The sequence below is a fragment of the Nostoc sp. genome, assembly GCF_036917275.1.
Taxonomy (GTDB): Bacteria; Cyanobacteriota; Cyanobacteriia; order Cyanobacteriales; family Nostocaceae; genus Nostoc.
Genome location: NZ_JBALDF010000061.1, coordinates 42179 through 66197, shown reverse-complemented (window position 1 = coordinate 66197; position 24019 = coordinate 42179). Strand labels below are relative to the sequence as shown.

General features: G+C 40.7%; 22 protein-coding genes and 1 pseudogene. 10 read left to right on the top strand and 13 right to left on the bottom strand.

Going from position 1 to position 24019, the window contains the following annotated elements:
- Positions 1–48: 48 nt before the first annotated feature.
- On the top strand, positions 49–4227 hold the full coding sequence (locus V7K35_RS24320; protein WP_335082384.1) for a CHAT domain-containing protein: 4179 nt from the start codon (positions 49–51) through the stop codon (positions 4225–4227).
- 36 nt (positions 4228–4263) lie between these two features.
- Here the strand turns inward: V7K35_RS24320 and V7K35_RS24315 are convergent, their stop codons facing one another.
- The 8 genes from V7K35_RS24315 to V7K35_RS24280 form a co-directional block, all read right to left on the bottom strand.
- Positions 4264–4671, bottom strand: coding sequence for a hypothetical protein (locus tag V7K35_RS24315; protein WP_335082382.1), 408 nt, complete (start codon positions 4669–4671; stop codon positions 4264–4266).
- A gap of 226 nt (positions 4672–4897) precedes the next feature.
- Positions 4898–5644, bottom strand: a complete 747-nt coding sequence (locus V7K35_RS24310; protein ID WP_335082380.1) for a creatininase family protein — start codon at positions 5642–5644, stop codon at positions 4898–4900.
- A 438-nt stretch (positions 5645–6082) separates the two neighbouring features.
- Positions 6083–6355 carry a cupin domain-containing protein gene (locus tag V7K35_RS24305; protein ID WP_334795309.1) on the bottom strand — a complete coding sequence of 91 codons (273 nt, stop codon included), beginning with the start codon at positions 6353–6355 and terminating at the stop codon, positions 6083–6085.
- Between the two features lie 19 nt (positions 6356–6374).
- Positions 6375–6734, bottom strand: a complete 360-nt coding sequence (locus tag V7K35_RS24300) for a Mo-dependent nitrogenase C-terminal domain-containing protein (protein ID WP_335082378.1) — start codon at positions 6732–6734, stop codon at positions 6375–6377.
- 642 nt (positions 6735–7376) lie between these two features.
- The gene (locus V7K35_RS24295; RefSeq protein ID WP_335082376.1) at positions 7377–8840 is read right to left on the bottom strand and encodes a protein kinase domain-containing protein; all 1464 of its coding nucleotides are present in this window, start codon (positions 8838–8840) and stop codon (positions 7377–7379) included.
- A gap of 48 nt (positions 8841–8888) precedes the next feature.
- Complete coding sequence (locus tag V7K35_RS24290) at positions 8889–9437, bottom strand: GIY-YIG nuclease family protein (RefSeq protein WP_335082374.1); 549 nt, start codon at positions 9435–9437, stop codon at positions 8889–8891.
- 71 nt (positions 9438–9508) lie between these two features.
- Positions 9509–9838: a hypothetical protein gene (locus V7K35_RS24285; protein ID WP_335082372.1), complete on the bottom strand. Its 330-nt coding sequence runs from the start codon at positions 9836–9838 to the stop codon at positions 9509–9511.
- Between the two features lie 559 nt (positions 9839–10397).
- On the bottom strand, positions 10398–10592 hold the full coding sequence (locus V7K35_RS24280) for a hypothetical protein (RefSeq protein WP_334795314.1): 195 nt from the start codon (positions 10590–10592) through the stop codon (positions 10398–10400).
- Between the two features lie 287 nt (positions 10593–10879).
- Between V7K35_RS24280 and V7K35_RS24275 the strand changes: the two genes are divergently transcribed.
- Complete coding sequence (locus V7K35_RS24275) at positions 10880–11407, top strand: GNAT family N-acetyltransferase (RefSeq protein WP_335082370.1); 528 nt, start codon at positions 10880–10882, stop codon at positions 11405–11407.
- A 57-nt stretch (positions 11408–11464) separates the two neighbouring features.
- On the opposite strand, the gene V7K35_RS24270 is transcribed toward V7K35_RS24275, so the two are convergent.
- Positions 11465–12085, bottom strand: a complete 621-nt coding sequence (locus tag V7K35_RS24270; protein WP_335082579.1) for a class I SAM-dependent methyltransferase — start codon at positions 12083–12085, stop codon at positions 11465–11467.
- 401 nt (positions 12086–12486) lie between these two features.
- On the opposite strand from V7K35_RS24270, the gene V7K35_RS24265 reads away from it, so the two are divergent.
- The 6 genes and pseudogenes from V7K35_RS24265 to V7K35_RS24240 all read left to right on the top strand — a co-directional run bounded on the left by V7K35_RS24265 (position 12487) and on the right by V7K35_RS24240 (position 17250).
- Positions 12487–12774 (top strand): Mo-dependent nitrogenase C-terminal domain-containing protein, encoded by a 288-nt coding sequence (locus V7K35_RS24265; protein WP_335082368.1) that lies wholly within the window; start codon positions 12487–12489, stop codon positions 12772–12774.
- Between the two features lie 196 nt (positions 12775–12970).
- The gene (locus V7K35_RS24260) at positions 12971–13639 is read left to right on the top strand and encodes a response regulator transcription factor (RefSeq protein WP_335082366.1); all 669 of its coding nucleotides are present in this window, start codon (positions 12971–12973) and stop codon (positions 13637–13639) included.
- Between the two features lie 135 nt (positions 13640–13774).
- Positions 13775–14734 carry an inorganic phosphate transporter gene (locus tag V7K35_RS24255; RefSeq protein WP_335082364.1) on the top strand — a complete coding sequence of 320 codons (960 nt, stop codon included), beginning with the start codon at positions 13775–13777 and terminating at the stop codon, positions 14732–14734.
- A gap of 10 nt (positions 14735–14744) precedes the next feature.
- Positions 14745–15189 (top strand): annotated as a pseudogene (locus tag V7K35_RS24250) (DUF3641 domain-containing protein); the annotation flags it as partial.
- A 299-nt stretch (positions 15190–15488) separates the two neighbouring features.
- A complete protein-coding gene (locus V7K35_RS24245) occupies positions 15489–16493 on the top strand; it encodes a zinc-dependent alcohol dehydrogenase family protein (RefSeq protein WP_335082362.1) in 1005 nt (334 codons plus the stop codon).
- A 610-nt stretch (positions 16494–17103) separates the two neighbouring features.
- Positions 17104–17250, top strand: a complete 147-nt coding sequence (locus V7K35_RS24240; RefSeq protein WP_335082360.1) for a hypothetical protein — start codon at positions 17104–17106, stop codon at positions 17248–17250.
- Between the two features lie 207 nt (positions 17251–17457).
- On the opposite strand, the gene ilvN is transcribed toward V7K35_RS24240, so the two are convergent.
- A complete protein-coding gene (gene ilvN, locus V7K35_RS24235; protein WP_334795320.1) occupies positions 17458–17976 on the bottom strand; it encodes an acetolactate synthase small subunit in 519 nt (172 codons plus the stop codon).
- 338 nt (positions 17977–18314) lie between these two features.
- Between ilvN and V7K35_RS24230 the strand changes: the two genes are divergently transcribed.
- The gene (locus V7K35_RS24230; protein WP_335082358.1) at positions 18315–18680 is read left to right on the top strand and encodes a BON domain-containing protein; all 366 of its coding nucleotides are present in this window, start codon (positions 18315–18317) and stop codon (positions 18678–18680) included.
- Between the two features lie 162 nt (positions 18681–18842).
- Here the strand turns inward: V7K35_RS24230 and V7K35_RS24225 are convergent, their stop codons facing one another.
- The 3 genes from V7K35_RS24225 to V7K35_RS24215 form a co-directional block, all read right to left on the bottom strand.
- Complete coding sequence (locus V7K35_RS24225; protein ID WP_335082356.1) at positions 18843–19775, bottom strand: alpha/beta fold hydrolase; 933 nt, start codon at positions 19773–19775, stop codon at positions 18843–18845.
- Between the two features lie 164 nt (positions 19776–19939).
- Positions 19940–20065 carry a hypothetical protein gene (locus V7K35_RS24220; protein WP_335082354.1) on the bottom strand — a complete coding sequence of 42 codons (126 nt, stop codon included), beginning with the start codon at positions 20063–20065 and terminating at the stop codon, positions 19940–19942.
- A gap of 259 nt (positions 20066–20324) precedes the next feature.
- Positions 20325–20783: an MgtC/SapB family protein gene (locus V7K35_RS24215; RefSeq protein ID WP_335082352.1), complete on the bottom strand. Its 459-nt coding sequence runs from the start codon at positions 20781–20783 to the stop codon at positions 20325–20327.
- 761 nt (positions 20784–21544) lie between these two features.
- On the opposite strand from V7K35_RS24215, the gene V7K35_RS24210 reads away from it, so the two are divergent.
- Positions 21545–23896, top strand: coding sequence for a putative PEP-binding protein (locus tag V7K35_RS24210; protein ID WP_335082350.1), 2352 nt, complete (start codon positions 21545–21547; stop codon positions 23894–23896).
- Positions 23897–24019: the final 123 nt, after the last annotated feature.

The following is a 24019-nucleotide window of genomic DNA, read 5'->3' as shown; positions in this document are numbered from 1 at the left end:
GGGTGCGGTTAACATAGTAAAAATATTCTCAGCCCGTTGTAAGTAAAAATGCCAAGTCAGGTTTACACATGGAAGCGCTTCTGGTGTTCCCGGTCAGGTCACATCGATCTACGTGATGGTGGATATTTAGTCAATCCAGATTCTGAGTGGGGACATTTTTGCAAATCTGACTCAGTTGCCTTTGAAACTATATTTGAGATGCCCTGTTTGGTACTGCTAGGTGAAGCTGGTATGGGTAAGACCACAGCAACAGAACAAGCATATCATCAAGTTTCTCACAAGTTTAGTGGCTCAGAAAATGTTTGTTTGTGGTTCAGACTTGGTGATTATGATTCAGACAAACAACTATGTGATGCAATTTTCCGCGATGAAACATTGCAAGCTTGGCGCAAAGGAACAAATAAACTACATCTTTTTCTGGATAGCCTAGATGAGGGATTACTTTCTATCAAAATACTTGTCAGAATTCTTAAACGTGAAATAGAACAGCTACCTTGCGATCGCCTGTATTTTCGGATCACTTGTAGGACGGCTGATTGGAAGGATAGCTTAGAGGAGAAGCTAAAAGACAAGTGGGGAGAAGCTAATGTTGCGGTATATGAGCTAGCTCCTCTATGTCGAGTAGATGTAATTGAAGCGGCAAATAAGGGTAACATCAACTCTGATGATTTTTTACAAGAAGTCTTTAATAAAAATGCTATTCCACTTGCTATCAAGCCAATCACATTAAAATTACTTCTGGGTACTTATCAAAATAAACGGTTCTCTTCCTCTCAGAAGGATTTATACGAAGAAGGTTGTTTACAACTATGTGAAGAGGTGAACCCAGATCGCTGCGATTCTGGCTTTACCGGGAATTTAGATGCAAAACACCGATTAGTTATAGCAAGTCGAATTGCAACTTTACTTCTATTTTCCAATCGCTCTGCCATCTGGATAAGTCCAGAATATGGTACTATACCAAATTCTGATATTGCTATTCGGGATATTTGCATATGTAAAGAAAGTATTAATCAGCAAGAGTTTCCAATTGACGAAAACTGCATTAAAGAGGTTTTGTCTGTTACTGAACTATTTTCTTCGCGCGGTCCCCATCGAATTGGTTTTGCTCATCAGACCTATGCTGAGTTTCTTGCTGCACGATACTTAGTTCACCACAAAACACTTTTAGAGCAAGTAATGAGTTTAATTGTTTCACCTGATGATCCTGAACGTAAGTTAATCCCACAACTTCATGAAACAGCAGCATGGTTAGCTAGCATGAGGACTGATGTACTTCACAAAATTATGAAGACTGATCCTGATGTACTGTTGCGAAGCGACATACCTACAGATGCAAATCTTCGAGCAGCAATAGTTGATAACTTATTAAAACAGTACGAGCAGGGAAAGTTATTTGATTTATATGGAAATAATTACGGAAGATACGAAAAGCTTAAACATTCTGGGCTAACGGTGCAATTGCACCCATATATTCAGGATTCAAGCAAGCCAATCGATGCGCGAGATGCAGCGATAGACATTGCTCAGGCTTGTGAGGTTTGTGAACTTCAGGAGGAGTTCATCAATCTAGCACTTGATTCATCTCAGTCAATTCACCTCAGAGTTAGTGCAGCAAAGGCAATCGGCACAGTTGGTAATGGAAGCACACGATTGCGGTTGAAACCTCTAGCTTGTGATCAAGTTTCAGAAGATGAAGATGACCAACTTAAAGGTTATGCTTTGAGCGCACTTTGGCCCGATCACTTTATAGCAGAGGATTTATTTAACGTCCTTACTCCACCTCAGAAGATAAACTTTTTTGGAGCGTATCAAGGATTTCTGAATTATGAACTTGTACCAAAACTTAAGCAAGATGATCTGGTAGTTGCTCTCAACTGGGTTGAAAAGCAAGGTATTAGATGCTTTGGACACCCCTTTGAGGAACTTGCAGATGCTATCCTTTTAAAAGCTTGGGAACATTTTGACTTACCTAATGTAGCAGAAAGTTTTACTAAAGTAGCTTTAATACAGTGGAGAGAACATCAAAGAATCATAACTCACAACAACGAACTTCAAACGCAATTTGAATCATCACTTATCAATAATTTGAATCAACGGCGTAAACTAGTTGAGCAGTCAGTTCTAATAGTCTCAACGTTAGAACAAGATTCATATGTTTTGGCAAGTTCTTTAACAGAAAATATCCTTTACAAGGAAGATGTTTTATGGATGATCGGTAAATTGAAAAATGTTGATTCTCCAGAAGAGCGAATCTGGGCAACACTAATTAAGTGGACATTTCACCGTCAAGATGCGAAGCAGATAGATGCTATCCTTACAGCTAGTCAGACTAATAATATCTTGCGTGAAGAATTTGCATCTTATTTCTCAACAATTGATTTGAACTCAACCCAGGCTGAAACGCTAAGGTCTGAATATCAAATAATGCAAGAGCAGGGGGAGCGCAGACAAAAATCTCCTCTAGAGCCACCACCTAAAGAACGAGTGACTTTATTTCTGGAACAATTAGAGTCAGGAAATCTATCAGCTTGGTGGCAACTGAACAGAGAAATGACTCTCAAGCTAAATAGCCGACGTTATGAACAAGAGTTTGAGTCTGATTTAACTAAACTTCCCGGATGGCAAGAAGCTGATGTAAGAACTCGTGAAAAGATTATCAATAGTGCTAAAAAATACATTGAACAATACAGTCAAATAGCTTACGACTGGATAGGAACAAACACGTTTAATCGACCTGCATTAGCAGGCTGTAGAGCTTTACAGTTGCTTTTGCAAGAAACTCCTGAATTTATAGATACTCTATCATCTAAAATATGGCAAATATGGGCATCTGTTATTGTCGCTTTTCCTTATGACAGCAGCAGCCAAGGAGAACATTACTATACGGAATTAGTCAAGTTGGCATACATAAATGCTCCTATTGAAACTTTAAATACGCTGGTGTCTATTATTAATAAGGAGAATGAGGAACATAGCTCTATCTTCATTCTTAATAAATTTGATAAATGCTGGGATGAGCGTTTTAAAGCTGTTCTTATCGAAAAGGTTAAGGATGCAGCAATTAAGCCTGAATGTATAGGACAGTTACTTGAAGAACTTTTAAAACGTGAATCGATTGGAGCTAGAGAGTTTACTCAATCCCTTGTTTCTATTCCTCTACCTTTAGAAGAAGAAGCACACCAGAAAGCTATAGTTGCAGGTAAGGTATTAGTCGAATGTGCAGAACCTATTAGCTGGGCGGTTATTTGGTCGGCTATTCAGCAAGATACAGACTTTGGGCGAGAAGTATTTGAAACAGTCACTAACCGCTACGTGCATGGTTTGCATTTGAAGCTGACTGAAAAACAGTTAGCGGATTTATACATCTGGCTAGTTTGTCAATATCCTTATGCTGAAGATCCTGATCACAGCAATGAGGTTCTTGCTCACAATATGGGCGCTAGAGAGAGCGTTGCTAACTTAAGAGACAGTGTTTTAACACAACTTAGGGAAACTGGGACATCTCAGGCGTGTATCGAGATTGAGCGTATTGCTGAGGAGTTTCCTGAATTAACGTGGTTAAGAAGAACGTTGCTGAATGCCCAGAATGTTATGCGGCGCAAATCTTGGCAACCACCTCAACCGGAAGAGATTCTCCAGATTGTGACTCACAAAAAGTCATCCCCCATGAAAACAATACTAATTTTGGCAGCAAATCCTAATAATTCAACTCCCTTACGTTTGGGTGAGGAGGTACGAGAAATTGATGAGGGTTTACGTCGATCTCAGAAACGCGATCAATTCAGATTAAAACAGAAATGGGCTGTTCGGGCTGCTGATGTACGTCGAGCTTTATTAGATTATGAACCACAAATCGTCCATTTCTGCGGACATGGATCTGGAAATGAAGGATTGGTGCTAGAAGATGAAAACGGACAATCAAAACTAGTCACTACAGAGGCTTTAGCAAATACATTTGAACTGTGTGCTGAACACGTCGAATGTGTTCTCCTTAATGCTTGCTATTCAGAAGTGCAAGCAGAGGCAATTGTAGAACATATTGACTATGTGATTGGGATGAATGATGCAATTGGAGATGCTGCCGCAATTCATTTTGCTACGGGATTTTATGATGCTCTTGGAGCAGGAAAGTCTATTGAAATTGCTTATAAATGGGGTTGTAATACAATTCAGTCTGAGAATCTGCCAGATCATCTGAAACCAAAACTAAAGAAGAAAAAATAGCTCAATCAGCTTTCTGCTAATTAGAAAACCGCATCTTCAATCACCATCATCCAACCTTATACCTTCAAGTTTTAACCTCAGAACCCGAAACTTAAACTTCAGAAGCTCAACATTCGAGCAAAAAGGTACAACTTCCGAGTTCAAAGGCTCAAGGTTCGAGCAAAAAGGTGCAACTTCCGAGTTCAAAGGCTCAACATTCGAGTAAAAAGGTCGGACTTCCGAGTTCAGAGGCTCAAGGTTCGAGCAAAAAGGTCGGACTTCCGAGTTCAAAGGCTCAACGTTCGAGCAAAAAGGTCGAACTTCCGAGTTCAGAGGTTGAAAGTTGAGATTTTGAGAGCGATCGCACAAGCATAATATACCAAAAGCTAGACTCGTCGCCAAACTTGGCAACCGCTTCAACCAGAGTAGATTCTCCAGATTGTGAGCAATAAGCCAAAAAATCAAAGTGCATTTATATTTGAGGCACTTCAAAAAGTTTCAGATCAGTGGTGAGTTGCTCCATTTGTGAAAGCAATCGAGGCTGCGGTGAAAGGAGAATAAACTAAGTTGATAAATTAGATTCCGCAGACAGTGTTTGCGGCATTTCAGTATCTAAGTTAGATTTGCCAGGCACTGTCTGGGCGATTTACCGCAATTTGACTCGCATCTCTACAATGTCTTTCTATGACTTTTATTCTGCGTTCACAAATTCCAAATACCCATTGCTAAGTTCTTTCACCGCCAAGTCATAAAGTTGTTTACCGTGTTCAGGCGTTGCTAAAGCCGGATTTGATCCCATGCGTCCATCTGGATAACGCACTCGAAAGTCAGCTGCGCTATAAATCCTGTATCCGCTTGCAACTTCGGGTGAAAGGGGCGCTTGCTTAATCGCCTCTGGATAAACGTACTGGGTAAGGGCTACTTCACTTGGCGTTGCATGAGAACCTTCTTGATCCCCATATAATTCTTTAGCTAGCTTATATACAGAACCGCACATAAACCAGTTTGCCACTTGACATTGCACCTGTTGAGCATTAAGAATCTGTAAATCTTCTAAATGGGCGTAAGTTTCTGAGAAAGCCGCTTTCAGGGTGGCAATATTACCACCATGTCCGTTGATAAAGTAGAACTTGGTAAAACCAGCTTTGGCTAAACAAGTTACATAATCTCGCACTACTTGAATTAAAGTGCTGGGGCGCAGGCTGATTGTGCCAGGAAAGGAAGTATGATGCAGTGCCATGCCCACATTGATTGTCGGGCCAACGATCGCGCCAGTTGCATCACCTACACCAGCTGCGATCGCTTCTGCACAAATAGCATCAGTACCAATTAACCCGGTTGGCCCATGTTGTTCTGTGGAACCAATAGGAAAAATTATTCCCTTTGACTGCTGTAAATAAGCTTCGATTTCTTGCCAAGTACTTAAATGCAGTAACATTTTTAATGATTTTCCTCAATAAAATTGCGGTGAAGCGAAACCTTTTTTTGCTACACAGCATCTTCTGTAACTAAACTCCCACTAACACGATTATGAACTGCCAAGATTAAGAGTGGTGGCGATCGCTATCACCAGATCCCCGACTTCGTAAAATAAGTCGGGGATCAATGGCTTTCACATTTTTAATTATCAACTACTAACCTGGCAACAACTTTCTGCCAAATTTGAAGGAAATGAGACTATTTATTTCTAGGAATATTGTTTAGGGGATGGAGTCGCAACGAATTTCGAGCGATATTGATATAAGCAATTTACGGATTCTACGACACTCGCTGCGAACATCCATATAGTAAAAATCTAAATTAAGTTATGAGATGTTGTGAAGCGTTGGGCTTTGGGATCATCAAGTAGACAAAGGGGATCACTCTTATCTATTGACTAATCAAAGTAATAATGTTTTTTCACGTTGCTTGTAATTTCCCATATGCAGGACATGCCAGAAGGAAAAATAACCAAATCGCCTTTCCCCATTTGCACTGGTTGTCCACCATTAGGAGTAACAACTACATCACCTTCCAAAAAGTAACAAGTTTCTTGAGAATCATAAGTCCAAGGGAATTTGGAAACTTCCTTTTTCCAAATTTCCCATTTAGAGACACCCAATTCATTGAGGTGTTCTTGTGTAGGTTGATGCTCAATTTTAATTTCCATATTGTATTTTCTCTAGTTATCAGCAGTAGGATTGAATATCCTCTCCACACTGATCTACTAGATAACACAAAGCCCGAAAACGCAAGTAGACAAGTTCGTTATAAAGGGGATTGAGTTTGCACATTGGCGGAATGTGGCCTATTGTGCGACCAAAAAGCATGATATCACGCTCGAATGGACACTGGGCGGGAATCAGTTTAGCAATAAATTTGGCTAATTTCCGATTCTGAATCTCAAATTTGTCCAGCCATTGACGTAATGGTTGCAGTAAATCTAATTTAGGTAAAGCAAATTGCTTTTTACGGACTGTTTGATCCTTTTCTTCTAAATGGTTAATAAAAGCAGGCAGAAAAATACGTCGATTTTTTGTTTTAAGCATAGTCGTAGGCAAGGTTTTCCTAATGTAGATGAGCTATTTGCAGATTGGGAATATTACCATGTAATCTATCTGGTCAATTTGCATTCTGCTTGTAAATTGGAAAGTAAAGTAAGCACAATGCAAAGATTTTACATGCATCTTTGGGGGGAAATCGTTTAACTAATTGTTATTTAAACCCACCAAATCAGGAAGAACTGTCCCGTTAAATACAAAATAACAAAGAAAATATAAACATGGCATTTTTTTAACTTATGGATTGCTTATCTTGGATATAGCAATCTTATATCTTAAATAGAAATGCCTGGTTATGAAACTGCCTAGTATCTAAAGATGGACTTTGGGGGAGAAGAACAGAGTTTATCTCTGACTCCATATAGACTTCACTAAGATTAGCCTCTGATATTTGACGATTTTAGGCTATTAAATATTTAATAATCTGTCCAATATGTTACACTAGCTGACCTATATATTATCTAACTATTACTCTAAGAAATCCTTTGATAAGTCTAAGCAAATATACTTAGAAAGTATAGCATTTATCAAAAATATTTGCAAAAAATCCATCGGTTCTCAGGACGTAAAGCAGTATGCCCCTACTGATATATATCAGGTATTTCCTGAAATGGTATAATTATGAAAATCTTATTTCTTAAAATATCTCAAGTCGTAACGAGCTTGATATTTGCTGATATACTCTACATTCTGTTGCTCTAATTTTGACAGCAATTTAGGTGGAAATGCCTTTGGTAAATATATAGGACGATACCAAGGTTGGTTATTAAAGTAATCTTGTAATTCAAGAGTATCAAAACGGCGGCCGTGACTGGCAAAAATAGAATTTCGCATAATATCTAGTTCAAAACCGTTTTTACCATCCAAATCTGCATCAGTTATAAGTCTTTGGGAAAGCCAGAAATAAGTGTTGACAGCCCTGGTATCAACTGGCGGTATTGATGTAGTTGGGATAGGCGTAGATTGAGTAGGAACAGATGGGATCGTTGGGATCAATTTGGGAGTTTCTATAACGGGGCTTGTGACAGTTGACGGTGTTTGTGAAGGTAACACCGTTTTGTCTGCTGTAGATTGAGAAGATTTTGTTACTACCTGGCTAATAATCACAGATGCACCAATTAACCCACCTGCGATTAAACTGCCGATAAGGATATTATTCTGACTATTACCTTGAGGGTTAGGCTGTGGTTTGACAGGCACTGTCTGAGGTGGCGGTGCAGAGACTACAGTCGGTTGAGTCAAGAGGGGTTGCGTCGGTGGAATAGGATTTGCTATGCTCTGCAAAGTATCCAGCATTGCTCTGGCTGTGGGGTAGCGATCGCGCGGATGATAAGCGATCGCTTTATCGATTACTCCTGCCATAATTGGGCTAAGATGACTGGCATATTGTCGCCAGACAATTTCACCCGTCTGCGAATCCGTTTCTAGTTGTTGGGCTTGTCTACCAGTCAACAAATAAATTACCGTCATTCCTAAACTGTATAAATCACTAGAAAAAACTGGTCTACCTGCGGCTTGTTCACTCGGCATATAGCCTGGTGTACCAATCACAATCGAACTGGTAGGATTGCCTTGAGAATTCACCACTGTTCCCATTGATTCCCGTACAGCACCAAAATCAATCAGCACCGGTTTACCGTCCCGATGACGCACAATAATGTTATCCGGTTTAATATCGCGGTGAACGATATGCTTAGAGTGAACGTAATCCAGGATGGGTAATAAATTCATGAATAATTCCTGGACAGCGCCTTCACTAAATAGCCCCTGCTTCTGGACTTTTCCAGTTAGGGTATCGCCTTCAATCCACTCTTGAACTAAGTAAAATTGTCCGCCTGAGGAGAAGTAGGCATACAATGCCGGAATTTGGTCATTTGCGCCACCGAGTTCTTCTAAAATAGCTGCTTCCCGTTGAAACCTCTCTTGCACTATCTGGTAAATTTGGGGATTGTTGTGAATCGGTATTAGCTGTTTAACCACACAACGCCGCTTTGAAGGCATGTAGGTATCTTCTGCTAAATAGGTTTCACCAAACCCACCAGCGCCCAGTGTACGGATAACTTGATAGCGATCGTTCAGCAGCTGTATTGTCATGAAAGATTACAAGCGAGATTTATAAGATAGTTTTCCCCAAAACTAGCTTCATTTCAAATCTAGTAAACCTTCTTCTTTCAATTTAGGATTGAAGCGAATTTGCATTTGCAAACCACGCCCTTCTAGCAATTGCGTTGAAATTTCTGCTTCTACTCTCCGTGCCACATTTTTAATAATTTTTATTTGTGCTAATTCATCATTAGCTGGATTTTGATATTTTGCCTGTTCTTCAGGTGTCATTATCACTTTCACATCAATGGGATGAGTCCATTTTTCCTTGTGATCCCCATTTCCCCAAGGCACACTGCCATTTTCAGCAATCCAAGCATTTTCAGTATTTTCTAAAATTGTGCGGCTAGGCCGTTCAATAGTTTCAACTTTGACCCAATAGCATTGCTGTGGCTGACGGACTAAATGCTGCTTGAGGCTGAGATAAACATCACGGGAGTATCCTACAAATTGGAGTACTTTTTCTTGGTTAAAAATAGCATATACCCCGATTTTACTCTGAAATTGTTCGGGTAATTGGCCGCGATCGTCAATGTAAGGAATGTATTCCAGAGTTGCTAAAGAAGAAAGATTCATTTCAAGAGCCATACATCAAATATCAAACTTACTATTTGCCTTCAAAATTGAGAATTGCTAATTAGGGAAAATTATCTTGATAATTACCCATTACCCAATTTTTGGTAAATTGCACAAAGGCGACTGGGTTTAAAAATCTTAGCACTAAACATGAAATTTGGTGGGACGTTGATGATGGCATACTCATCAGATTCATGATACTTTTCAAATTCTGCTGGCATTCCTTTAGTGGTAGTTAAGCTGTAAGGAACTGGTTGGAAAAGTAATTCTGTAAATTTAACTTGTTCACATTGCAACTGTTGACGAATTTGGTTTAAGAAAGCAACGCTTGTCAATAAATTGAATAGAATTTCTTGAGCTTGTGCTTCAAGAGTGAAACTGCCATCAAAGTTTTGGACGATTTTAAGGGGCATTTTCTGTATAGGTAGTTATTAACGACTAAGTGATGATAGAGGATAGGCAACATGTTACACATGGTTATCCAAAAGTGCTGGATAATGAAGCCTACCTTTTTATGCAGATGAGCTTTGTGAAAAATCACCGCTTTAAGATCAGCCTATTGGATTGTGGAACTTCTGTCAGCCACACAAGCAAGCTGGTATGATTAAGAATCGTGAAGTTTAACAGATTTTCAGAGATAGGTGATTTCTGCTTAACGCTGTGCTGACAAACATCAGATATTATATTTATAAATATTAATATTAAATATATAATTAAGTGCAAGGAAAATCATTTCTTCAGTATGGAGTAAAATTAAAGAAACAATAGTATAATCCAAAAGCAATAGCCTACAGCGGGCTGCACCTACGCACTCACCATACCAGCCTCCACCCTCCCTAAAAACAATTCTTCCACAACAAAATAAGTGGATAATCATGATATAAATCACAACTATCCACTCAAAGTTTACTAAATCTAGGTTACTAGAAAAAACTCAATTAGATTATTGAAACTAGGCAAAGTTCAAACCAATTAACGTGACTCAGTTCCCTGATTGGGGCTACCTGCTACAGAATCGTTTTCTGGTGCTTCTGGTGTAGCAGTGGGTTTAGCATCACTCTTTTCAGCATCGCCAGTTTTGCGGGTACTTTCGTCAGCGGTGGTTTGGTAACCACCAGAAGCAGTAGGCGTAGTTTCTTGATTATTAGATTTTTGTTCTTCAGCCATGATTACATTCCTAATAATTTATTCTCGGGATTATCTTAAAAAAATTTTGGGTTTGAGTGCATCTATCTAGAATCTAGTTATGGCTGATTTCACCTCTATCGGAAGTATTGTTTATTACTACTCATGTCTGCTGACAAAAATCCATAAATTTAAGGGAGAACTTGGAACGGGTTTGATGTCCAAGATGCTTTTGAAATTGCTTTATTGATAGTTGGTAGGAAATGGCAAACGATCTGAGTGGATAATATGGTGTGATGATAATGATACAAACTATCAAAGTGTAATTAATGAACCAGAGCAATCTATCATTACCATCTGGATGTGTCCTTCGCAAGGCAACCTCTGGGGATCAATGGTCGATTCGATTGCTGGTATTCTCAGCGAAACTCGACCCAACCCAATTAAATTGGCAGCAATTTTGGGTAATTGAATGCGATGCCTACGGCGGGCAAAGCCTACGCAATCTGGTAGCTTGTGGACAGCTTCGTAATTTCTCAGGGGCACAAGAACTTGGTAGTTTGGTCGTTGCATCAGCTTGGAGAGGTCGCGGTTTGGGTACTTTGCTAACGCAGCATTTGATTAATACAGCAACACAACCACTTTATCTTGAATGTTTAGGTGAACGATTGGCGCAATTTTACAGTCGCTTTGACTTTGTACCAATATCTTTTGAAGACTTGCCACAATTTCCCAGGACAAGAGGCTTGTCTATGCTCAAGGGTAAATATAGATTTTCGCAATTAGCTAAAAAGCTGCTCAAAGTTCCTGTGGTGTTTATGGAATATCAAGGCCAGTTAGGGCTTGATATTCCCTAACCCTCCTTAAAAAAGCGGGAATCATAGTAAGCCTTTTTAAAGAGAGAAAGTTATCCATCAATCCAACGGAAGTTTAGCAAAAATCGTTAGTAAGACTGGCCCTAGTAAATAGTGGTGATTCAAACACAATAACCCAGCAGAGGAGCCAAGAAGTTGACGTTGATTAGGGCTGTAGAGTCTAATTCCCCGGGGAGAGACTGGCAATAATTGAGGTTCTGACTCTTTTTTGGAGGTAATGTCAACCAAGTAGAAGCGTCCACCGGGAGAAAGTACCCGTGCTATCTCACTAACCACCTGTTTAGGTTCCGAATAGTGCAAAAAGCTGATAGTGCTGAAAACAGCATCAAATTGACCATCAGCAAAGGGAAGAGACTCAGCTTTCCCCTCGATATAAATTAAACGTGGACGGTGGCAGTTGCTCTGTCTTGCTACCCGCAACATATTAGCAGATAAATCCAATCCGGTGGCTTGCAGATCGGGAAACTGAGTAGCAAGGCGCTCAAGTAAGCGTCCAGTACCACAGCCGATATCAAGTACATTTGCTGACTTTGGTAAATCGACGTACTCTAGCAAGCGTTTGTGAACGGCTCGATAAAACACTGAAGGAAAGAGCCAGTCGTAACTTGATGCCCATAAGTCAAAAAGTAGCTTTTTGTTACTGAAAAAGTCATCAGTCATTAGTTTTCGCAGCTTCCCTGAAGCTTGATGCTTTTTTAGGGTGAGTTTCGCTGCGCCTCCAAGAAGTTGGTTATAGCTTTGCAGTTCGGCAATATCTAGCCTAGCCTTTGGCACATTACCATTTCACGAAATTCTGTTAAAAATACGTTGCTAGGGGCATACACCTATAAGCCTTACAGCCGATTCATTTGTTGCAAAAATTTTTGGGGATGGTATAAATCATCCGGAATTTTGGCAATTGAATGTGTAATTAACAGTGTGCATAGAGACTCATTCTATCTCTGTAGAGAACTAAAGAACGAGCAATCACTGCATAAAACTATAAAACCTAACCGGATGTATTTATAGAGGTTCAGATACAACAAACTCAATCTAATTTGAAATTATTAAGGTGAACAATTATGACAAGCTTTATTCAAGTCTGGTTACACAATGATTTACTGCACTCAGTCCGCCAGTGGTTGGAAACGATAGAAATTCATAACTCTAAATTGGCTCATTTCTTGTGTAAAGCTATTCCTGCTCAGTGTCCCTTTGAGCAAGACATCACAATGTTTGGTCGGAAGCTATTTCACATTCCTCCGATGTGTAAATTAAATCCCTTATACAAGGAAGTGGTTGGTTTACGTTTTAAAGCGCTCTGTTATCTCGCTGATGAATGCGGTGAAGATGTCACAGCCTATTGCTAATAGCCAGTTGGATCGTTGTTTGATCAAGCAGCCATCGATCGGGAATTGCAGACATACGGTTGTTACTTACTCAGATTTATACTAAGCTAAGTAGACCTAATTTAGATGTTTGGCTATTAAGTAGCTGGCACCTCACTAAAGTGTTTCCAGACCGGATTATTGCTTACCGTACCCTGCTGAAATCATTAACATGATCATGACGCACATCTTACTGGTTGAAGATGAAGTCAAACTGGCACGATTTGTCGAATTGGAGCTAAGTTATGAAGGTTATCAAGTTAGCATCGCCTACGATGGATTAACTGCACTCACCGCAGCGCGTGAGTTACATCTAGATTTAGTAATTTTAGACTGGATGTTGCCGGGTTTGTCAGAGTTGGAAATTTACCGCCGCCTACGAAATATTGGTAATAAAGTGCCGATAATCTTATTAACCGTCAAAGATGAAGTGAGCGATCGCATTGCAGGTTTAGACGCTGGTGCTGATGATTACCTGGTTAAACCCTTCGGTGTTGATGAATTATTAGCCAGAGTCGGCGCTCACCTGCGAAGAAGCCACCAAGCAGACAAAGCAGATGTTTTAGAATTTGAAGACCTAAGTTTAAATCGTCGCACGCGCCAAGTGTACCGAGATCAGCGGTTAATTGAGTTAACTGCTAAGGAATTTGATTTACTAGAATATTTACTGGCCCATCCGCGACAGGTAATTACCTGCGATCGCATTTTAGAGGAAGTCTGGGACTTCATGGGCGATGCTAACATCATCGAATTTCACATGCGCTACCTGCGTCTGAAACTTGAGGCCAATAATGAAAAGTGCCTTATTCAAACTGTGAGTGGTGTCGGTTACACATTGCGTGATTGAATTTGCGACTGGGGATTAGGAAAAGACAAGCGAAAGACTTATTCAATAATTTTTCCTTATTTCCCTTGTCCTGTGTTTATCAGGCGCACTGACACTAGAGGAGTCGTGGTTGCTGTTAATATTATAAACCCAAAAATGTTGTTAATTAGTCTATTTATCGCCACGCTCTTTTTAGGATATTCAAATGGTGCAAATGATAACTTTAAAGGGGTAGCAACGCTATTTGGTAGCCGAACTAGCAGCTATCAAACAGCAATTCTGTGGGCAACTTTTACAACTTTGGCTGGTGCAGCAACTGCGACTTTGTTGGCAAGTACACTAATTAAAAACTTCTCTGGGAAAGGACTAGTGCCTGATGCGATCGCTAACGCCCCAGAGTTTCATATAGCAGTAGCGATCGCTGCTGGTTTAACTGTGCTCATAGCTACCCTCATGGGGTTTCCCATTTCTACAACTCACAGTTTAACTGGTGCTCTTGTTGGCGCTGGATTAGTTGCGATCGGACTCAAAGTTAATTTTGCAGCTTTGGGAACTTCCTTTATTTTGCCTCTATTACTCAGTCCAATTATTGCTATTCCTTTGGGAGCAGGAATTTACAGTTTATCTGGCTATATCAATTCTAAATGGAATTTACCAGTTAGCCAGAAAATGATTGATACTTGCCATTTTATCAGTGCTGGAATTGTCAGCTTTACTAGAGGATTAAATGATACTCCCAAGATTTTCTCACTCATTCTAATTATTGAGTATTTTTCGATTCAGGGAGGAATGATCACAATAGCGATCGCAATGGCACTTGGCGGTTTACTCAACTCCCAAAAAGTTGCATTAACCATGAGTGAAAAGATTACTTCAATGAATCATCCTCAAGGTTTATCAGCAAATATAGTAACTGGAGTTCTAGTTATTGCAGCTAATCGCTTTGGGCTTCCAGTTTCCACCACTCATGTTTCAGTTGGTTCTATTTTTGGTGTGGGGTTGATTAGCAAAAAAACCAATATGCGTGTTTTTTATCAGATACTACTATCCTGGATTATAACTTTACCTACTGCTGCAATTATTAGTGCAATAACCTACAGATTCTTGCAAGGTTAGAAAAAATTAAATTTTGGACTTAGTATTTAATCCCCAGTTACCTATGGGTGAAAATTTTCCTTAGCTCCCGAACAGAATAACCTAAAACGAGATTACAAAATGTTCTTATAAGAACATTTTAATATTGTATTTAACAACCTCTTCACCATTACCAACTTACCAGTTAGTACCAAAATACATTTAGAATGCAGAAAACTGTACATCAGCTATTTGCCGTTTTTAAAGTCACATTTTAATCTCAGCACAATTGAACATTTAATAGTTATGAACTTTCAATTGACTATCTAGGCAATGTATATGATTGTGACTTTAACCAAATGATGAATTTGCCTGCAAAAAATCGCAATGGTGAAACCTTGATAGTTAGCAAACTGTTAGAAGCTGGCAGTTTAGACATGATTAGTGAAATAGAAACTACTGCTGATTGCTATGGTTGTAGTGGTGCTTTGCTCTAAGGTCGCTAAAAAAAGTCTGTTACCAAAATTGTTACGAGTGCGTTGTTGTTGGGCAGCTAATTTATCATGATATATAGTTAAACTCCTCACACCACATTGTAAACCGTCAAACACCAAGTTTCGCGGTTTTTCCTTTTTAGGAGCTTGTCTTCATACATTACGCTGTGAGATAAGGGATGAGGGTGCGATGTCTACGACGGGCTACGCCTACGCAGTTTTCCCTAAAACATAACTCTGTATCCACCCTCTTGCGCTAAAGTTGCAAATGAACGTGCATTTAAAGCCTGGAGGAAAAAGTTGTGAAAGCAGTCTTGATGACAGCAGCTGGCAGTCCGGAAGTTCTGCAAGTACAGGAAATGCCAAACCCGGCTCCTGTACGTAATAGTGAACTTTTAGTGCGTTTGGTGGCGGCTGGCATTAACCCCATTGACACTAAACTTCGTAGCCGAGGCAGTTTCTACCCCGATCGCCTGCCGACAATTTTAGGATGTGATGGTGCCGGTATTGTCGAAGCGGTAGGTGCTGGCGTTCAACATTTTCGCCCAGGCGATGAGGTATATTTTTGCTATGGCGGCTTGGGCGCACACCAAGGTAATTATGCTGAATATACTGTTGTGGATCAGCGGTTTGTGGCACGTAAACCCGCGTCTATCTCTTTTGCCGAAGCAGCAGCAGCGCCTTTGGTGTTAATTACCGCTTGGGAAGCTTTATACGAACGGGGACGATTGGAACCTGGAGAACGGGTTTTGATTCATGCGGGTGCTGGTGGTGTCGGGCATGTAGCAATTCAATTGGCGAAACTCAAAGGTGTTAGTGTTTCCACTACAGTCAGTTCTGAGGAAAAGGCTAATTTCGTCAAACAACTTGGTGCTGATCATGTAATTTTTTATAAACAAACTGACTTTGTGCAAGCGGTATTAGATTGGACTGGCGGCGAAGGCGTAGACTTGGCTTTTGATACCGTAGGCGGTGAAACCTTTCACAAAACTTTCCCCGCAGTGCGAGTGTATGGCGATATTGTGACGATTCTCGAACCAGATGCCAATACTGTTTGGAAAACTGCTAGAACTCGCAACCTCCGCATTGGTTTAGAATTCATGTTGGCACCAGCATTGCTAGGATTGGAAGAGAGTCTCCAGCATCATGCAGAAATTCTCGAACAATGTGCCACCTGGATCGATGAAGGCAAGTTAAAAATCCACGTTAGTCACAAGTTTCCTTTGAAAGAAGCGGCTAAAGTCCACCAATTACTTGAAAGCGGTTCTGTGACGGGTAAAATTGTTCTACTGATTAGTGACGAATGATCGAGCAACTTGGATAAATTATTTTTTAAACCCATAGGCACACAGAGGTTAAACGCAGAGGTACACAGAGGGGTTTCTCTGCGCTCCTTTGCGTTCTATCAAACAGAATTCAGGAGTCAGTCGTCAGAATTCAGCAATGTTTTCTGTACGATAAGAGTGGATGAATAAACGGGTTTAAAACCCCCACTAAATCAAAGATTTAGTGGGCTTTAATCAGTGGGGGATTCAGACCCCCACTGAAATATTGCTGACCCCTGAATTCTGACTTCTGAATTCTTCTTCAATAATTCTTCTCTTTTTCCCTCTGAGGAGTTGCGATCGCACTATAAAGTTAAGTTAATGCATCGGCCGCCTTGTTAATGCATTGGCTTACATTATTAATGCAGCGGCCGCCTTGTTAATGTAATGACTTACATTGTTAATGCATCGGCTTACATTGTTAATGTAATGGCTTGCATTGTTAATGTAATGGCTTGCATTGTTAATGTAATGGCTTGCATTGTTAATGTAATGGCTTGCATTGTTAATGCAGCGGCCGCTTTGTTAATGCATCGGCTTACATAAATTAACCTACTCTTTCTCTAACTTTATCCACCAAGCTTATCAGGCTATGTTGGCGCAGCAACAAGCTGAAACCGAAAAACTAGCTTTATACTGTGCTGCTGTCGATGCTGCTCGATTAGCAGAATGGGAATTTTACGACGATTATCCTAGCATTTCACCAGTTTCAATTTTTACTGTCGTTGATGAGATATAGCAACAGCCAAGGTGGTTAGGACATTAACAGATGATAAAACTTAGACACAAAAAGGCTTTTCACCCAGTCCCCAGTCCCTAGTCCCCAGTCCCTTGCTATACAATCTTTGGCTCACCGATATGCCTCTCTGAATGAAACAGACGTTGGGGGCGCACATCTGCGCCCCCACAAGTTAATTATTTACAAAGCCTTTATTTAAGTTCCCAACTAAACTTTTGCTTCCAAAGACTTGAGTAACTCGGTATTCACACCCGACTCACGAGTCAGAGCAATTTTGCCAGTGCGGGCGATTTCTTTCAAACCAAATTTTTGCAACACCTGCACGATCGCTACCATTTTACCTGGATCTCCCACAACTTCTAAGGTGAGAGAATCTTCCGCCACATCCACGACTCGCGCCCGGAAAATCTGAGACAGTTCGATCACTTCTGAGCGATTGCTGCTAGTAGCATTCACCTTTAAGAGCATCAATTCCCGCTCTACGCAAGGAGTTTCGGTAATATCCTGTACCTTAAGCACATTGACTAACTTGTACAGTTGCTTGGTGAGTTGCTCGATAATGCGATCGTCACCAGGTATAACCATTGTAATTCGGGAGACTCCTCCTTGTTCAGCAGGGCCAACAGCAAGGCTTTCAATATTAAAGCCGCGACGGGCGAATAAACTAGAAATGCGGGAGAGAACACCCGCCTCATCTTCTACGAGAACTGAAAGAGTATGTTTCATCTTCGCCAACAGAGGCTAGAACAGGATTTGAGTAACGTAACACTAGTACCGTTTGGCAGAATTCACTCATTCAAAATTTCTTGAGTTTTAAACTCTTGACATTTTGTAAAATGTATGTTTATTCTTGCGGTGACGTACTACTGCACTAATTGTCAGTGTGACCTTTTATTGTAAACTCAATAGCTGCACTCATTACATTCTCTAGAGATAAATTGGGCAGAAATCATTCTGTAAGAAGGAATTTCATTGAATGCATCTCTTTTGATTGGTAGATGCGGTATTTTTGTAAAGCTTTTATACTCAGGTTTAATAAGCCTCTAATTAGGAGAAAAGTTTTTATGGGTTGGTTAAAAAGATTATTTGGAATGGAAAAACCTCAAAATGCCGAAGTAAATCCTACTCCGCAGTCAATAGTGCCAGATTCTAGTAATAGTGTTGCTACTGATACGCAATCAATCCCCCCAGAACGTTTAGGATTGAGCGGCGAATACGACCAAAGTGGCTTGGCAAAGCGGGTAGCGTTGGCATTTGATCAAGACCCCCAACTCGATGATGTTGATACCCTTTGGGTTGCTCAAACGGGTAGCACTGTAGTATTGAAAGGTAAAGTTCCCAGTCAAGAAATTCTCAATAAGATGGTTTCTGTAGCTAATTCTGTGAATGGCGCTACAAATGTTGACACTAACCAAGCCACGATTGGCTAGGTGTTAAGCAATTCAAAATTCAATAGTGGCGAAGGTAAGTAAATGGACAAAAATATTTACCGTCATTGCGAACGAAGCGAACGTTACATTCAGAATGACATTGTGTAATTAATTCTGTTCGACTACTTACTGGCTGGCGCGATCGCTCCCATTGCATAATATTTAGGGAGTAAGCAACGGTTGGCGATCGCTAACCCATCTTTCAATCCAATCTAAAATAGCTTGGTTAACTTGTTCTGGACATTCATCATGGGGACAATGGCCTACGTCCGGTAAATTCAGCACTTCCAATTTTTCGTTGTACTGCGCGAATTGGCTAGCCAAGGCTGGGGGAACAAACCGATCCTTCTGTCCCCAAATTAACAGCATCGGAATTGTTAAGGTTGGTAACACTACCTTGACACTGGGACTAAAGTTAATTCCAATCGCAGCTTTGAATAAAGCACTAAAAGCCCTCGCTGAACCTATGTCTTGGGGAGGCCCTGCTAAAATTTCTATAAGTTCATCGGTAATCGCCTCTGGGTTAGCGTAGGCAAGACTTGCCCAGCGACGCAGCACCCCTGGACGGCGCACGAAGTTAAACACAGGTTTTAGAATCAACGGCGAAGCGACAATATTTTTAATTGCTCTGACGACTGGTTGCAGCACAGAAGGAATTGCTTCTTGCTCTAGTGAAGGGTCAGGTAAACTCATCATCACCATACCTAGCACCATGTCGGGGTGGGCGGCGGCGGCGGCCATAGAAATTAGTGAACCGTTGGAATTGCCCACCAAAATCGCTGGTTGACGGATAAATGTTTTCCAAAAGTCGTAAACCTGCTCTACCCAGAGTTCGATGCTGTAATTAGCTGCGGCTTTTTCAGAAGCGCCAAAACCCAGCATATCAATGGCGTAAACTGTGTGATGCTCACCCAACACCTCTAAATTATGTCGCCAATGACCAATGGAAGCGCCAAAGCCATGTAACAGAATCAGAGGTGTTGTCTTGTGGGTATTTTGGGCAGGGCGAATGTAAGTATAGCGAGTTTGCCAGCCCCGCCAAACCCAATCCCTTTGATTACCAACCCGCTCTTGCCAGTGTAGTGTAGTGGTCACAGTCTCCTCTAATTCATCAGCGTGAAAATACTATTATAAAACTTCGCTTTTTCACCTTGTTTATCTTTGCTTTTGGGAAAATTTGTATATTGTTGATTCCAGTTTTTCACCCAGCCTTCAAAATCGCCTCAGCAAATATCTCCCAAATCCTCAGTTCAATTAATTTAAAAACGTTTTAAATCTTGTAAAACTGCGGCGGCTGATTGATAGCGATCGCTAAAATGATAACAAACCATCTTATCTAAAATTGCCGCTAATTCTTGGCTGACTGGCGCTGTTTGCCGCCACATGACATTCCCCGTTTCTAAATCTGGGTGCGCTCATTGGTGTCAACTTAAGCTAAAACTCTTTCAAAACCTCGTTAACAGCCTCTGGCTGGAAATGCTCTTCAATTGCGGCTCTGCCGCTAGTCTTGAGGCGGAGCCTCTCATTAGGCATTCCCGAGGCACCTCTAAAAGCTTGTTCTAGACGGGCTTTTGCCTTAAGTTGACACGTATAAACCGCGCTGCTTCACCAAATTCCATTATTCCATTATCCAAAATTGATAAACTATGGATGTTTTTCTAAGCTTTTAAAAACTTTGAGAACCAGAAAAGTCAGCAGAGCACCAATTAATCCTAACTGCCACAAACCACAGCCAGCAGCAATTCCCAAAGCAGCCGAAACCCAAATAGCCGCTGCTGAGGTGAGTCCGTGAATTTCAGGTTGCTGTGATTTTTGGGAAGATTGGCGGACAATTTCTCCAGCACCAAGAAATCCTACACCGGCTGCAATCCCTTGAATCACGTGGCTGAGTGCATCAGGACTGGACTGTGACCCACCTGTTTGGATAATTATGAGAATAAACATGGCTGAACCCAAACTCACGAGCATATGAGTTCTTAAACCCGCTGGTTTGCGCTTAATTTGGCGTTCTAAGCCAATAATTGCTCCAATAAGTAATGCAATGCATAGCCTGAGGCTGATATTTAGCCAATCATTAGTTGCAAGGTAGTAAGTGTTTGGCAATGCTTAGTCTGATATAGAGAATTTTATTTATATAATAAATATTAGTACAGCACGGCGAAAATCTAGCTACCATTTCAATTAACAAGACTTGCAGCAAAATCCCTTGTTAAAGGTAGGCAGACCTCCCCCAAACTGTAATAGGTTAATTAATAATATTTTTACAAAAATAGTGCAAAAATATTTTAATCTCTTATTTATGGAGTCTAATTCAACGGGTGTAATTTAATAGCCTATATCATATTTGGATTCTATCAATTCGGGAATATTTTTTTAGGTGCAAATTAATATCTTCCATTGTTAAAATTATTTCCCAATAAGATATTACTTTTGTCAACAATAAATGAAGGTTTGCATTCTTAAATTATGACAATGATCATAATCTTGGCAAACGACATGAATTTATAAGTTGATTAAATAAGTTTTTAACTATTTAAAATAACTGAACTATAAAATTCTACCTCAAATTGCTAGATTTAACTCATATACTCAATAATTAGATACCGCCATCTAGAACTCGATTAAACAACTAAACCCCCGGTTTCAGGGAAGAGAGGCGAAATGAAGGAAAAAATTTGATTTAGAAAGGAGTCGAATTACAGTAATACATTATGTAACTAGCAATTAACCACTAATAAGGTCGGCAAATTAAACGTAAATGCTGGAAGCTCCTCTTAGTAGGGAGTCAGTAGATTTACGGCTGATAACGTACCAAGAGGAAATGGCTGTGGCTACAAATAGATAACTGACAACTAACAAATTGAGTGGACAAACTCTACTGGCTAGACCAAATTAAACTACAAGACCGGGCCAAAGTAGGTGACAAAGCGTTTTACTTGAGCAGAATCACGCAGCGTGGCTATCCGGTGGTTCCTGGTTTTGTCGTTTCGGCAGAATTTCTGCGACAATTTCTCGAAAATCTCAATAGTTCAGAGTCATTAGTGGCTGACTTACCCCATTCTTCGTTACACTTGGATGTCACTAATTGGCGTCAACTTCAACAGGTGGCTGGTCGCTTGCGCCAAGAAATTCTCACTGCGACTGTGCCACAGCAGTGGGTGAGTACCATTTTTCAAGCAGCTAGAGAATGGCAAACTGGCTGTTTGATTCTTCGACCTACCTTGGCAGTATCGACTGCTACCCCGGGTCTAAAGAATATATCTGGTTTGCTGGAGTCGATATTTTGCCAGTGCGAACCCGAAGCGATCGCTTTTGCATTAAAGCGTACCTGGAGCCAGATATTTCGTGCTAGAAGTCTACTATATTGGCAGCACTCAGGAATTAACCTGCAACAAATCAGTTTAGCAGTTTTGGTTCAACCAGTTGAGAATGCGATCGCCAGTGGCTTGCTCAGAGCCAACTCCTCTGGGTGGGAAATTGAAGCTACTTGGGGATTAGGAGTTGCTATCGCTCTTGGCGAAGTCCAGCCAGATGTTTACTACATTCAACAGGCAACTGGGGTTGTGCTTGAGCAACATTTGGGCAATAAAATGCTGGCTTATGGTGTTAATAATCCCGCATCTGAAGCTTTTTCGCAACCCGTGCCGAACTTAGTGCTAACGCCAGATCACACTTGTCTAAGTAGCTACGTAATTCAGTCAGCCCAACAAAAACAGTACGCTTTACAAGAAGAATACTTACAACAAATAATTGCTCTGGGAACTCAACTGGTAGGTGAACTAGGTAAAACTTTTACCATCAAATGGACTATCGCTCAACAAACTACATTTAGCAAACTTTACATAACACAAGTTAGTTCTCCCCAATCTGTAATTTCCCACGGACACTTCATTAGGGGACTAGGGGCGGCAGGGGGACGGGTTGTGGCGAATGCCCTAGTAATTACTAATCCGCAACACAAACCTGAACAACTACCTGAGGGAGTAATTTTAGTAGTACCAATGATCGCACCTGATTGGCTACCATTATTGCAACAAGTTGTTGGTATTATTACCGAACAAGGTGGATTAACCAGCCACGCTGCAATTCTTGCCAGAGAATTAGGTATCGCAGCAGTAGTGAACGCAACATCTGCTACAAGCTTAATCCAAACTGGCGAACGACTGCTGCTCGATGGCGACAAAGGAGAAGTTTATCGGATCAAAGGAAACTCAAAGGAGGAGATGGAAAGTGGGAGACTGGGAGGAGAAAATTTTATTTCCCCAAATCACGCCAACCCCAAAACGCCCCATCCTCCTCTTACTTCTCGTCTACCTATGATTGCTACCCAATTGCTGGTTAACTTGAGTCAGTCGATTTTAATAAAACAAGTGCAAAGCTTTCCTGTGGATGGGGTGGGATTGTTGCGCTCAGAATTAATGGTACTAAATATATTGTCCGGGCAACATCCCAATAGTTGGATTTTAAGCGGGCGTCAGGCAGAATTGTTAGAGCTATGGTCTGAGCAGATTATGCAGTTTGCCCGTGCTTTTGCACCAAGACCAGTTTTTTATCGTTCTTTAGATTGGCGATCGCAGGATTTCCCTTCATTAAATGATAATTTACAATCTTCACCCCAGTCGATGTTGGGTGAACGTGGCACCTTCAGTTATTTACGAAATCCCGCAGTATTTGAGTTAGAATTGAAAGCTTTAGCGAGTGTACAGCAAGCTGGCTACAGCAATGTCAATCTAGTGTTGCCTTTTGTTCGAACTGTAGAAGAGTTTGTCTTTTGCCGTCGCAAAGTTGAGCAAGCTCTTTTAACTGAGGTGTCACAGTTTCAATTGTGGATGATGGCAGAAGTGCCAAGTGTACTCTTTTTACTGCCAGAATATGTCAAAGCAGGTGCAGCTGGAATTTCTATTGGTACAAACGACTTAACCCAATTACTGCTAGGAGTGGATCGAGAACAAGGATTAGCAAAAGTATTTAATGAACTTCATCCGGCAGTTATGAGGGCGATCGCTCAACTGATCCAAATGGCTAAAAGTGCTGGCATACCTTGTTCAATTTGTGGTCAAGCACCAGCCCTCTATCCAGAAATTATTGATAAATTAGTGGAATGGGGCATAACTTCCATTTCTGTTGAACCGGAAGCAGTCGAGCGAACATATCAGGCGATCGCTCGGGCTGAACAACGCTTAATTTTAGCAGCTGCACGACGAAAACTTCATTAGTTAGGAGTAATTCAATTTTAGATTTTTCCTTCAATTCAAAATTAAAAATCTTAAATAAATTTTAAAATGTCTTTGATGCTAAGTATGAATATTAGTAAAAATGAGCAACAATCCTGAGTGTTA